The following is an 11,348-nucleotide window of genomic DNA, read 5'->3' on the forward strand; positions in this document are numbered from 1 at the left end:
GTCGGACGTCTGAGGTCGGACGTCTGACGCAGCAATTCAAAACCGGATGTTGTTTTGGCGTCTGACATCCGACGTCAGACGTCCAACGGATTTTCAAGGCAGGGCGTAGCCGTCCTGCACAGGAATAGACGAAGGGGAAACGAAAATGGCACTTGTAAGCATGCGTCAGCTGCTGGATCACGCCGCCGAGTTTGGTTACGGCGTTCCGGCTTTCAACGTAAACAACCTGGAACAGATGCGCGCCATCATGGAAGCGGCGGACAAGACCGATTCCCCTGTGATCGTGCAGGCGTCTGCCGGCGCGCGTAAATACGCCGGCGCCCCCTTCCTGCGTCACCTGATTCTGGCGGCGGTAGAAGAATTCCCCCATATCCCGGTGGTGATGCACCAGGATCACGGCACCAGCCCTGCGGTGTGCCAGCGTTCTATCCAGCTGGGTTTCTCCTCGGTGATGATGGATGGTTCCCTGGGTGAAGACGGCAAGACCCCCACCGACTACGAGTACAACGTGGACGTGACCCGTCGTACCGTGGAAATGGCTCACGCCTGTGGCGTGTCTGTGGAAGGCGAACTGGGTTGTCTGGGTTCCCTGGAAACCGGCGAAGCCGGTGAAGAAGACGGCATCGGCGCGGCGGGCAAACTGACCCACGAGCAGATGCTCACTGACCCGGAAGAAGCTGCTGACTTCGTGAAGAAGACCAAGGTGGATGCCCTGGCCATCGCCATCGGCACCAGCCATGGTGCTTACAAGTTCACCCGTCCGCCCACCGGCGACATTCTGGCCATCGAGCAGATCAAGGCGATCCACGCGCGTATTCCGGATACCCACCTGGTAATGCACGGTTCCTCTTCTGTGCCGCAGGACTGGCTGGCGGTGATCAACGAATTCGGTGGCGAAATTCCGGAAACTTACGGGGTGCCGGTAGAAGAGATTCAGGAAGGCATCAAGTACGGTGTGCGCAAGGTCAACATCGACACCGACCTGCGTCTGGCCTCTACCGGTGCGATTCGTCGTTTCCTGGCGAATAACACCGCCGAGTTCGATCCGCGCAAATACCTGAAGGAATCCGTTACTGCCATGCGCGATATCTGTATCGCCCGTTACGAAGCGTTTGGCACTGCCGGTAACGCCAGCAAGATCAAGCCGATCAACCTGGAAGAGATGTTCCAGCGTTATGAATCTGGCGAGCTGGATCCGCGGGTCAAATAAGAGACGCTGCACGCACCACGCTTCACGCAACAGGCAAGAGCGCGGTTGAGGTGGTTGCCAGCGGAAAACAAAAAGGCTGCGCCCGAATATCGGGTGCGGCCTTTTTTGTGGTTCGAAAGCGCTGGCTCGGAGCCGCTGTAGGAGCTTGCCTGCAGGCGATTCGAGTCTAAGCGAGGGAGTCGTTTCGAGTTCCGTATAACGCGTTTTGGAAATCTTTACCCCGCGGTTGCCAGGATTGCTTGCAGGCAAGTTATTCGCTGCGCTCACCCCTTCGGGGCCGCACTCCGTGCGTTGCTCCGCTGCGCTACGTTCCCTCAGCGGTTTCATTCTTGGCGTCAGGCGTCAGGCCTATTACCGCGTCGCCTTGATTTCTACACCCTCTCCACTCAGCAACAATGTTCCCTGATCATCAATGGTGGCGCTATCGACGCCTTTCAGGGCTTCCACAAATTGGCTCTCAAGATCCATCAGTGGTTGCGGGCAGGCTTTCATGGTCATGCCGCCGGTCTGAATGGTGAACTGAGAGGCCTGCTGCTCATAGCTCGCCATGTAGTTGTTGCAGGCAGCCTTGCCAGCCAGTTTGCCGGGCTCATGAAAATTCAGGGTAAGGGTGGCGTTGCTGACGGGCTGGCCATTCAACTGCTGTACCTGCCAGGCGGCCCCGGCGAGTTGTTCATGTTCAAGCATGGTCGCCTCTTCTGTTGACGTGCCGGAAGGGGTGCTGCAAGCGGCCAGTACGGTGGCGGAAACGGCCAGCAGCATATGGGGAAGTCGTGGGGTCATGTGATGGCTCCTGTGATGATCCATGATCCTGTCAAAAGATTAGTGTGCCGTTTTGCTGATTAGTTTCGATGGTGTCTTGATTCAGGACAAGGAAAGGGTGTCTAGCCGTTGACGCTAACGTGGTAGAAGGCACAATGCTCTGGTCATGCCATGAACCCTCAGGAAAACGCCATGCTCAATACCTTTCTGGAGTATTACACCCAGCACCCCTGGCTGGTGGTGCCGTTGGCGATCCTTTCCGCGGTGGGTGTCGGGTTGCTGTGGATGGGCTGGCTGACTCTAATGATCACGGCGTTTGGGCAAAAGCTCTGGATTTGGGGCTTTGCCATCCTGCTCTTGCCAGTCCCGGCTTCGCAGGGGTTTGCCTTGCGTTACCGCACCCTGAATCCATGGGCTAACCGCTTGGTTTGGTGGGGGCTGTTGTTGTCGCTGCCGATTCTGGCTCTCACCGCCTGGTGGGCTGTGCTGGCCCTGACCGCTCAGGGGTGAGAGGAGTATTGCGACCTTAAAAGGTCGCGGGAGCCTTGTCGGGCTTGGCGTATTGCCAGCGCCCTTCGCGCTGTGTGCGGTGATAGCTGTCGAGGCCGGACAGCGCGACTGTACCGGCGGCCTCAATGTCCACATAACCGTCGTCTGCCATGACGCCTGCCGGCAAGGTGACGAACCGGATTTCTCCGATCACCAGCACGGTTCCATTAATCGCCAATTCCTGAATTTCCGCCACGGCCATGCCCAGTTTGATGTGCGCTTCCAAAACGAAGGGGGCGGCAAAGTCGGCCAGATACTCTGGTGTCAGGCCGGTGGCAGCGAATTCCGACACCTCGCGCGGGTAGCGGGCGGAGGTCTGGTGGGCTTGGGCGATGATATCCTTGTGCACCTGATTGAGGGTGTAGACGCCGGTTTCCTGCAGGTATTCCAGGCTGTGACGGTCCACGGAATGGGGGCGGATGATCATTCCCATCAATGCCGGATCCGCGCCAAGATGAAAGCAAGAGCTGACAATGGAAACGTTTTCCTGCCCGGTGGCGGACCGGGTGGCTAGCAGATTCGCGCTCTTGAAGCCGGAGAGGCTGTTGACCAGATTCACCCGCTGCCGTGGATCCATGCCCTTGAGATGTTGCTCATCGAACTGCATTGTAGAAGCCATTCTATTACGTCACTTTTTCTGTTGGTTTTCGCACCGTATTATCGGTACAGACCGTGAGCAACCCGTGGAGATGCCTGGCCGGCCATGGATAACCCTTTTGATCGTGAGCATATTCTGCAAGATTGGCAGCCCCTGAACTGGGAGCGATTTGACCCGCTCAATGATGCCAGCCGGCAATACGTTGCCTACTACGGTCTGAACTTTGCCGACCATCTACCGGAACTGGAGCACGGGTTTGGTTATTTCGAGGCGGCAGGTCATCAGCTTTCAGTGCATGCCTGGCGTCCCAAACATTCCCGCGGTACGGTGCTGGTGTGCCATGGTTACTTCGACCATGTGGGGCTATACCGACATGTCATCGGCCATGTACTCGAATTGGGTTATGCGGTGCTGGCCTATGATTTGCCGGGTCATGGTTTGAGCTCTGGTGCGCGTGCAGTGATTGATGACTTTCGTACCTACCGGGATGTGCTGGAGCAGTGTCTGTCGCTGGCGGCGAATCATCTTCCTCACCCCTGGCATGTGATTGCCCAGAGTACCGGTGGTGCCATCATCATGGATTACCTGACCAGCCGTGGCGATGGTGATGACAATCCCTTCGAAAAAGTGATTCTGCTGGCGCCGCTGGTGCGGCCCTTCAAATGGAGCACCGGTCGCTGGCTACATACCCTGATCAGCCCTTTTGCGAAAAGCATCAAGCGGGTGTTCACCATCAATTCCAATGATCCGGATTTTCTCGACTTTCTTGAAAACCGCGATCCACTGCAGGCTCGCCGTGTTTCTGCCATCTGGGTGAGTGCGTTGAAAAAATGGCTTCCGGGATTCGAGAAGGCCTCACGAATCAAGGTCTCGCCCATCGTCATTCAGGGAGATCTGGATGAGACCGTCGACTGGCGGTACAACCTGAATGTGATCCGCCAAAAATTTGAAGATCCCCAGATTACGATGTTATCCGGGGCTCGCCATCAGCTTGCCAACGAGGCGGAAGAGTTTCGCGAGAAAATATTTTCGATACTGGACGAGCATTTGGATAGCGACTGATATTTTACGGTTTGTCACTTGCGATTCAGCTGAGGCAGGAGGAGTCTGGGGGTAAGACTGATCAGGTCTCTGGCGGTGGCACGGCGGATCCGTCTCATCGCTTTGAGCAGAGCGGCAATGGCAGGGAGAGATCGTATGGGTAATGGCAGAAGCCTCCTCAGTGTTGTCATTCTCCTGTTGCTTGGTGAAGTGGCTTTGGCTAGTGGCGTGCAGGACCATCAAGACAGTCGCGCTACCGGTGACTCTGGCTACGCGATTGAGCAGCAAAGACGTCAAACCCGGCAGCAGATGCAGGAGGAGCGCGACGCCCATCGCGATCGCGCAGAATCCAGGGAACGTGAATTGCAGGACAACATTCAGCAGCGTCGTGATGAGATGCTGGAGAACCTTGATCGTGATGCATCAACCGGGCGTGGCGAGTAATCAATACTCGCTGACGCGGCCGTCGGCACCGACCAGCACTACATCGGCGGGACGTTTGGCAAACAGGCCGTTGGTGACCACGCCGACGATGTTGTTGATTTTTTCTTCCATCTCGAGGGGGTTGAGAATCTCGAGATTGTGCACATCAAGGATGATGTTGCCGTTGTCGGTGACAAAGTCATCGCGGTATTTCGGTTGCCCCCCCAACGCCAAAAGCTTGCGGGCAACATGAGAGCGGGCCATGGGAATGACTTCTACCGGTAACGGGAAGCGCCCCAGCAGTTTTACCTGCTTGCTGCCATCGACAATGCAAATGAACCGGTCGGCTACGGCGGCAACAATTTTTTCCCGCGTGAGTGCACCGCCGCCGCCCTTGATCATTTCGCGGTGGCGGTTCACTTCATCTGCACCATCCACATAGACCGGCAGACGGTCCACGTCATTCAATGATACAACGTCGATACCATGGGCCTTGAGACGTTCCGCGGTGGCTTCTGAGCTGGCGACTGCACCCTTGATGCGATCCTTCATGGAGGCCAGACCGTCGATAAAGAAATTGGCGGTAGAGCCTGTGCCGACGCCGATGAATTCGCCTTCCGGAACATATTTCAGGGCCGCCTCGGCCACCTGCTTTTTCAGCGTATCCTGATCCATGAGATTGTCCTGTCATGCTGATGAGTGCCAGTGCTCATCGTGAACGTGTGGGGGCTCAACAACCTGGTCAGACGTCAGACGTCCGACCGGCGCAGCTTTACTGATAACCCAACAAAGCGCCAATTATAGGCCAGCCTGGGCGCGGACTCGACCCCGGACTATCGCAATTCGCCACGCCTGCCCCTAGACTAGGGAGCTTCTTTCATCCTTCCCTGAGCAAGCCGGAAACCTCCATGCTGGACAAATACGTTAAACGGATACTGCAATCCCGCGTCTATGACGTGGCGGTGGAAACCCCTATTCATGCAGCCCCGTTGATTTCCAAACGTATTGGCAACCGCGTATTGCTCAAGCGTGAAGACTTGCAGCCGGTGTTCTCCTTCAAGTTGCGTGGCGCCTACAACAAGCTGTGTCAGTTGACCCAGGAGCAGCTCGATCGTGGGGTCATCTGTGCCTCGGCGGGTAATCACGCCCAAGGCATGGCGCTGGCGGCAACGTCCATGGGGGTCAAGGCGACTATCGTGATGCCGCGAACCACTCCGGACATCAAGGTCAATTCCGTGCGCAATCATGGTGGCAAGGCGGTGTTGCACGGTGACAGTTTTGACGAAGCCCTGGCGCATGCCCGCAAGCTGGAGACACGTGATGGCCTGACCTTTGTGCATCCCTACGATGATCCGGATGTGATCGCCGGGCAGGGCACGGTGGCCATGGAGATTCTCCGTCAGCAAAGCCGGGAACTGGATGCCATCTTTATTCCGGTAGGCGGCGGTGGTTTGGCGGCCGGAGTGGCCGCCTATGTGAAATATGTACGCCCGGACGTCAAGATCATCGCGGTGGAGCCAGAAGATGCGGCCTGCCTGAAAGCCGCCATGGACAAGAAGCGCCGGGTCACGCTCAAGGAGGTCGGCTTGTTTGCCGATGGGGTGGCGGTGCGGCAGATCGGCAAGGAAACCTATCGGGTGCTCAAGGACACGGTGGATGAAGTGATCACCGCCACCACCGATGAGATCTGTGCGGCCATCAAGGATGCCTTCGAAGATACGCGGGCGATCTGTGAGCCTGCCGGCGCACTGGCGCTGGCCGGCCTGAAAAACTGGGTGGCGAAACACGGGGTCGAGAACCAAACCCTGGTGGCGATTCAGAGTGGCGCCAACGTGAACTTTGATCGCCTGCGCCATGTCTCCGAGCGCGCCGAGCTGGGCGAGCAGCGGGAAGCGATTCTGGCGGTGACGATTCCGGAGAAACCCGGGGCCTTCAAGGCGTTCTGTCAGGCGCTGGGGCGCCGGGGTATTACCGAATTCAACTATCGCTACAGCGATGATCGCGATGCCAATATCTTTGTGGGTATCCAACTCAAGCCCGGCGGCAAGGCGCTGCAGGCTCTGATGCAGGAACTCACCGAGAAAGGTTATCCGGTGGTGGATCTGAGTGGCAACGAAATGGCCAAGCTGCATATCCGCCATCTGGTGGGCGGCCATACCCCGCGGCAAGACCTCCAGGAGCGACTGTTCCGGGTCGAATTCCCCGAGCGGCCGGGCGCGCTGATGGCGTTTTTACAATCCCTGGGTGGCAAGTGGAATATCAGCCTGTTCCATTACCGCAATCACGGTGCGGCCTATGGGCGGGTGCTGGTGGGTTTCCAGGTGGCCGAAGCGCAGCAGGGGCAGTTCCTGGCGGATGTGAAAAAAGTGCCTTACCCGATGGTGGAAGAGAGCGATAACCCGGCTTACCGACTCTTTTTGAATTGATTCGTGAACTCGACCGATAGTCGGTGGTCACACACTGCCAGACGCCCCGCTTTCGCGGGGCGTCTGGCGTTTCAGGCTGGCTCTTCTGCGCGTATGCTTGCATATCAGTGAAGAGATTGGGCATCAGTTATGAGTAAGTTCTGTTAAGAAGCGTCAACAGAGCGCCATAACTGCTTGACTTTACATTTCGCAATGGTCAAATTTTGACCCGGTTGGCATTTTCTGCTCGCCAATCAGACTAAAGTGACAATCCTGTTAATACTTTTGGGTCACTTTTTTCATATTGCTGTACCATTTTGGGGAATAACAATGAAGAAGAAGCCGGATGCCTTGGTGCTACTGGCAATCGTATTCGGGCTGGGCGTGTTGGTGAGTAGCCTCACCCACGGTGGCAACGAGCCGGACTATCAGCAATACGCTGACAGTGCGGGCATTGTCATCAGCCACAGCCAGCAGTAACGGTCAGATCCACCGGCTGGTCCCACGGGGCCAGCGGTATCACCCCCTTTTCCACTCGCTGAAAGTCGTACCCCACCGCCACCAGTCTGGGTCGTCGCGGTCGTCTTGCCATGTCTGCCAGCGTGCGGTCGTAGTAGCCCCCTCCCATGCCCAGCCGAAAGCCCTCCTGATCAAATGCCACTGCCGGTAGCAGGATCACGTCCAGTGCCCACAGGGCGCGTCCGCGCAGCAGCAGGGCGGGTTCGGCGATGCCGTACTGATTGGGGCGCATGGGGTGGTGAGGTTGCCAGAGCCGGAAGCGTAGATGGCCACGGCGCAGAGGATCCACAAAGGGCAGGTAAGTGGAGCAATGACGAAAGCGTGGGTGGCGCAGGGCGGGTTGCAGGTCCAGTTCGCCATCATTGGGCAGGTAGAGTGCCAAATGCTGACAGCGGCGATAACCCAAGGCAGCGTTCAGGGCCGGTGCGATGCGTTGGCTGGCCCGGCGGCGCTGACCCGGTGTCAGGGCCCGGCGTTGCTGTCGGAACTGGCGCCGAAGCTGGCGTCGTTGCGTTGCGGTCATGGTCTCAACCGAACAGAAATAAAGGGTGCTTCCCGGTCCGCCGCTGCGGGCTTGACCCTTGAACCGTATGGTTCAAGGTGGAGGCAGCAGCATTGCCCTCAGGCTTTCCGCTCATTAGGCGGACATGCACACGGACAAGGCAATATATGCCCCCGGGTATTACGTTATCGGCTCAGGGACATGGCCCTCTGGCGTACGAGCCAGGAAACACTCGAGGCCATTATAACAGTGGTGCGGGGCGGTGACAGTCTTGACAGGGCAGAAAGGCAGTTAACAGTTAATAGTGAATAGTTAATAGCTAAGTTCAAAACCGAACCCTCCGCTACGAAGCCGCGTAGGTTGGAAATTGCCGCCAGGCAATCTCCGACATGGCGTTGCAGGGTGGCAAAGGATTGGTTTCGAGAAAGGAGTCGCGAGTTTCGAAAGGCGACACCTGCGGGCAGGATGTGAGGTTTTCGCAACTCGAAACTCGTTACTCGCTTCTGAGGTTCGGGCGAAGTCAGCGATGGGCGTGTTGCGTGTCGCGTGATGCCTGAAGCGTCTTTTACAGCTTGCGGCGGGCGTCTTCGAAGGCCTGGATTTCGTCTTCCAGGCGGCTGAGCAGGGCTTGCACCCGGGCTTCGCTCTCGGAGTCCTGGGAGGCGGCCTGACGCGCCTTGAGCAGTTCGTGGCTCATGTTCAGGGCGGTCATGATGGCAATGCGTTCCAGACCAATCACGTTGGCGTCGCGCACTTCACGGAGTTGCTCATCCAGATAGCGGGCCGCAGACAGCAGGTTGTCCTGTTCACCAGCCGGGCAGGCGACACGGTACTCCTTGTCGAGCAAGTGAATCACCAGGGAGTTTTCGTTAGACATGGCCGGTAGCACCGCATTGGCTGTGGATCAGTGTCAGGCAGGATGCCACGCTCAGGAATCCTGCTCCAGAGATTTCAGACGCGTGATGATGGCCTCGACCTTGTTGCGGGCCACGTCATTTTTTTTCAGCAACTGGGCGCGTTCTTCCACCAGTTTGGCCTCTCGTTCATGCAGGGCCAGATTTTCCTGACGCAATCGGGAGCTGATACGCAGCAGCTCGTCTACGCGGGTTTCCAGTTGCCTTAGTTGTTGTTCCGTCGTCATGGCAAAATGGTCGCTGTTCGCCTAAGGTGTGGGCCGGTTTCGGCCCCGCGTCCCCTGCACCTTACCGGGATTTGCCAGCAATGGCGTCCCCCTCCCGGTTGACAGGCTGTTTCAACTATAGGTGTGAGGTTGGCAGGGGTCAATGAAATTGAATGGTGGTAGCCACTTAGCGCACACTTCTCACAGCCTTCCTCAGGAAGGTGCTCTCGCCGCAGGTATCCAAGACGGGGTGTTTCATGTCCAACCAGATTGATTTTGAAGTGCTGGCCCAGGCCCTGGCCGCGGCAGGTATTGCCCATTCTCCCAGCGAACTTCAGGGGCTGGCGGCAGGGCTGTTGGCTACCGGCCATGGCGGCCGCGATGAGGAGCTGCTTGGGGTGCTGGCGTCTCACGTTGACTTCGAGCCGGGGCAGCAGTTCGAGGCATCCCTTGCCGGTATGCTCGTGGCCATGCGCGATGGTCTTGCTGACGGTTTTGCCGACACCGGTTTGGCACTTCACCTGTTGCTGCCTGCCGATGAGGATGATCTGGGCTTGCGGGTGGCGGCGATCGCCCAGTGGTGCGAGGGTTTTCTGGTGGGCTTTGGCACCGGCTCGGCCAATACCCATGACAAGGATCTCTCACCGGGTGTCCAGGAAGCGCTGTCTGACCTGGCGGCCATCAGCCAGGTGGAAACGCCGGATGCCGATGGCGATGAAGAGGAAGATATGTTCGAGCAAGTGGCGGAACACTGCCGCATGTCCGCCCTGATGATTTACACTGATCTGGTCATGCGCCGGGAAGGTAAGCCGGATGCGCCGGCCAGCAAGCCGCCGACTCGTCACTGACCTAACGCCCAGCCGATACTGCAAGGAGTGGTCTTGAGCATCAACCGTCAGGAATACGCCCGCCGCCGTCAGGAGCTGATGGGCGTCATGGGGCCCAACAGCATCGCCATTTTGCCTGCCGCCCCGGAGCGCACCCGTAACCGGGATGTGGAATACCCCTACCGACAGAACAGTGATTTCTGGTATCTCACCGGCTTTGCGGAGCCCGAGGCGGTGCTGGTCCTGTTGCCCGGCCGTGAGCATGGCGAGTACGTGCTGTTCTGTCGTGAACGCGACCGCACCATGGAGATCTGGAACGGTTACCGGGCAGGCCCCGATGGGGCCGTTAAGGATCATGATGCCGACGATGCCTTTCCGGTTGGCGATATCGATGAAATTCTGCCGGGCCTGATTGAGGGCCGGGAGCGGGTTTTTTATGACCTGGGCCACGATGCGGAGTTTGACCGCCGCCTGATGGGTTGGGTCAACAGTATTCGCGAGCGGGTTCGCTCCGGGGCCCAGCCGCCGGGCGAGTTCGTCGCCCTGGCGCACCATCTGCACGACATGCGTCTGTTCAAGTCTGCAGCGGAAGTGAAGTTGATGCGCAAGGCGGCAAGCATCTCTGCCCATGCCCATATCCGTGCCATGGAAAAAGTCCGCCCGGGGATGATGGAGTATCAGCTCGAGGCGGAATATATCCACGAGTTTATGCGTCATGGTGCGCGCAGCCCCGCGTACCCGAGTATTGTCGGTGGTGGCGCCAACGGTTGCATCCTGCATTACATCGATAACAGCCAGAAGCTCAAAGACGGGGATCTGGTGTTGGTAGATGCCGGTTGCGAGTTGGAAAACTACGCCTCGGATATCACCCGTACCTTCCCGGTGAACGGTACGTTCAGCAAGCCCCAGCAGGCGCTCTACGAGTTGGTGCTGGCCAGTCAGTACGCCGCCATCAAGGCCACCCATCCGGACAATCACTGGAATGTGCCCCACGAAAAAGTGGTGGAGATTCTGACCCAGGGTTTGCTGGATCTGGGGCTGCTTGACGGTGAGTTCAACGAGCTGGTGGAAACCGAGGGCTACCGCCGTTTCTTCATGCATCGCACGGGCCACTGGTTGGGCCTGGACGTTCACGATGTGGGTGATTACCGGGTTCAGGATCAATGGCGTCAGCTGGAGCCGGGCATGGCCCTGACGGTGGAGCCGGGGCTGTATATCGCACCGGATGATGACTGTGTCGATGAGCAGTGGCGTGGCATCGGTATTCGCATCGAGGACGATGTGGTGGTGACCAAAGAAGGGTGTGAAGTGATGACCCACGAGGTGCCGAAGGATGTGGCGGAGATTGAGAAGCTGATGAAGAGCAGTTGACAGTTGATAGTGGACAGTTGA

At 58.0% G+C, this 11,348-nt stretch carries 14 protein-coding genes and 1 other RNA gene; 8 read left to right on the forward strand and 7 right to left on the reverse strand.

What is annotated here, in order from left to right:
* Positions 1-145: 145 nt before the first annotated feature.
* Positions 146-1,210, forward strand: coding sequence for a class II fructose-bisphosphate aldolase (gene fba / locus A15D_RS16510; RefSeq protein WP_022985472.1), 1,065 nt, complete (start codon positions 146-148; stop codon positions 1,208-1,210).
* 351 nt (positions 1,211-1,561) lie between these two features.
* On the opposite strand, the gene A15D_RS16515 is transcribed toward fba, so the two are convergent.
* A complete protein-coding gene (locus A15D_RS16515) occupies positions 1,562-1,993 on the reverse strand; it encodes an META domain-containing protein (RefSeq protein ID WP_199175974.1) in 432 nt (143 codons plus the stop codon).
* A gap of 150 nt (positions 1,994-2,143) precedes the next feature.
* Between A15D_RS16515 and A15D_RS16520 the strand changes: the two genes are divergently transcribed.
* Entirely contained in the window at positions 2,144-2,482 is a 339-nt protein-coding gene (locus A15D_RS16520) for a hypothetical protein (RefSeq protein WP_146026908.1), read from the forward strand.
* 16 nt (positions 2,483-2,498) lie between these two features.
* On the opposite strand, the gene A15D_RS16525 is transcribed toward A15D_RS16520, so the two are convergent.
* Positions 2,499-3,140 (reverse strand): flavin reductase family protein, encoded by a 642-nt coding sequence (locus A15D_RS16525; protein ID WP_233192281.1) that lies wholly within the window; start codon positions 3,138-3,140, stop codon positions 2,499-2,501.
* An 84-nt stretch (positions 3,141-3,224) separates the two neighbouring features.
* On the opposite strand from A15D_RS16525, the gene A15D_RS16530 reads away from it, so the two are divergent.
* The gene (locus tag A15D_RS16530; RefSeq protein WP_102792828.1) at positions 3,225-4,181 is read left to right on the forward strand and encodes an alpha/beta hydrolase; all 957 of its coding nucleotides are present in this window, start codon (positions 3,225-3,227) and stop codon (positions 4,179-4,181) included.
* A 135-nt stretch (positions 4,182-4,316) separates the two neighbouring features.
* The gene (locus tag A15D_RS16535) at positions 4,317-4,604 is read left to right on the forward strand and encodes a hypothetical protein (protein ID WP_102792829.1); all 288 of its coding nucleotides are present in this window, start codon (positions 4,317-4,319) and stop codon (positions 4,602-4,604) included.
* Here A15D_RS16535 and rpiA read toward each other — a convergent pair whose 3' ends face one another.
* A complete protein-coding gene (gene rpiA, locus A15D_RS16540) occupies positions 4,605-5,258 on the reverse strand; it encodes a ribose-5-phosphate isomerase RpiA (RefSeq protein ID WP_102792830.1) in 654 nt (217 codons plus the stop codon).
* Positions 5,259-5,470: 212 nt separating this feature from the next.
* On the opposite strand from rpiA, the gene ilvA reads away from it, so the two are divergent.
* Positions 5,471-7,009 carry a threonine ammonia-lyase, biosynthetic gene (gene ilvA, locus A15D_RS16545; protein ID WP_255407685.1) on the forward strand — a complete coding sequence of 513 codons (1,539 nt, stop codon included), beginning with the start codon at positions 5,471-5,473 and terminating at the stop codon, positions 7,007-7,009.
* Positions 7,010-7,318: 309 nt separating this feature from the next.
* Positions 7,319-7,468: a hypothetical protein gene (locus A15D_RS17280; RefSeq protein WP_158245826.1), complete on the forward strand. Its 150-nt coding sequence runs from the start codon at positions 7,319-7,321 to the stop codon at positions 7,466-7,468.
* Here the strand turns inward: A15D_RS17280 and A15D_RS16550 are convergent.
* The 4 genes from A15D_RS16550 to A15D_RS16565 all read right to left on the reverse strand — a co-directional run bounded on the left by A15D_RS16550 (position 7,449) and on the right by A15D_RS16565 (position 9,150).
* Positions 7,449-8,030, reverse strand: a complete 582-nt coding sequence (locus A15D_RS16550) for a 5-formyltetrahydrofolate cyclo-ligase (RefSeq protein WP_102792832.1) — start codon at positions 8,028-8,030, stop codon at positions 7,449-7,451. The two genes, A15D_RS17280 and A15D_RS16550, sit on opposite strands and share 20 nt — an antisense overlap.
* A gap of 25 nt (positions 8,031-8,055) precedes the next feature.
* A non-coding RNA gene (gene ssrS, locus A15D_RS16555) (6S RNA) lies at positions 8,056-8,240 on the reverse strand.
* 334 nt (positions 8,241-8,574) lie between these two features.
* Entirely contained in the window at positions 8,575-8,886 is a 312-nt protein-coding gene (locus tag A15D_RS16560; protein WP_022985461.1) for a cell division protein ZapA, read from the reverse strand.
* A gap of 51 nt (positions 8,887-8,937) precedes the next feature.
* Positions 8,938-9,150 (reverse strand): TIGR02449 family protein, encoded by a 213-nt coding sequence (locus A15D_RS16565; RefSeq protein ID WP_031226486.1) that lies wholly within the window; start codon positions 9,148-9,150, stop codon positions 8,938-8,940.
* 236 nt (positions 9,151-9,386) lie between these two features.
* Here A15D_RS16565 and A15D_RS16570 point away from each other — a divergent pair, with 236 nt between their 5' ends.
* Both A15D_RS16570 and pepP read left to right on the forward strand, forming a co-directional pair.
* On the forward strand, positions 9,387-9,977 hold the full coding sequence (locus A15D_RS16570) for a UPF0149 family protein (RefSeq protein WP_102792833.1): 591 nt from the start codon (positions 9,387-9,389) through the stop codon (positions 9,975-9,977).
* A 33-nt stretch (positions 9,978-10,010) separates the two neighbouring features.
* On the forward strand, positions 10,011-11,327 hold the full coding sequence (gene pepP, locus A15D_RS16575) for a Xaa-Pro aminopeptidase (protein WP_199175975.1): 1,317 nt from the start codon (positions 10,011-10,013) through the stop codon (positions 11,325-11,327).
* Positions 11,328-11,348 lie beyond the last annotated feature (21 nt).

Origin of the sequence: Alcanivorax sp. MD8A (genome assembly GCF_002888555.1) — a bacterium.
GTDB lineage: Bacteria > Pseudomonadota > Gammaproteobacteria > Pseudomonadales > Alcanivoracaceae > Alcanivorax.

Bases quoted from the DNA above. Each gene is read 5' to 3' on its own strand.
- fba (WP_022985472.1), top strand. From the start codon at position 146: ATGGCACTTGTAAGCATGCGTCAGCTGCTGGATCACGCCGCCGAGTTT.
- A15D_RS16515 (WP_199175974.1), bottom strand. From the start codon at position 1,993: ATGACCCCACGACTTCCCCATATGCTGCTGGCCGTTTCCGCCACCGTA.
- A15D_RS16520 (WP_146026908.1), top strand. From the start codon at position 2,144: ATGAACCCTCAGGAAAACGCCATGCTCAATACCTTTCTGGAGTATTAC.
- A15D_RS16525 (WP_233192281.1), bottom strand. From the start codon at position 3,140: ATGGCTTCTACAATGCAGTTCGATGAGCAACATCTCAAGGGCATGGAT.
- A15D_RS16530 (WP_102792828.1), top strand. From the start codon at position 3,225: ATGGATAACCCTTTTGATCGTGAGCATATTCTGCAAGATTGGCAGCCC.
- A15D_RS16535 (WP_102792829.1), top strand. From the start codon at position 4,317: ATGGGTAATGGCAGAAGCCTCCTCAGTGTTGTCATTCTCCTGTTGCTT.
- rpiA (WP_102792830.1), bottom strand. From the start codon at position 5,258: ATGGATCAGGATACGCTGAAAAAGCAGGTGGCCGAGGCGGCCCTGAAA.
- A15D_RS17280 (WP_158245826.1), top strand. From the start codon at position 7,319: ATGAAGAAGAAGCCGGATGCCTTGGTGCTACTGGCAATCGTATTCGGG.
- A15D_RS16550 (WP_102792832.1), bottom strand. From the start codon at position 8,030: ATGACCGCAACGCAACGACGCCAGCTTCGGCGCCAGTTCCGACAGCAA.
- A15D_RS16560 (WP_022985461.1), bottom strand. From the start codon at position 8,886: ATGTCTAACGAAAACTCCCTGGTGATTCACTTGCTCGACAAGGAGTAC.
- A15D_RS16565 (WP_031226486.1), bottom strand. From the start codon at position 9,150: ATGACGACGGAACAACAACTAAGGCAACTGGAAACCCGCGTAGACGAG.
- A15D_RS16570 (WP_102792833.1), top strand. From the start codon at position 9,387: ATGTCCAACCAGATTGATTTTGAAGTGCTGGCCCAGGCCCTGGCCGCG.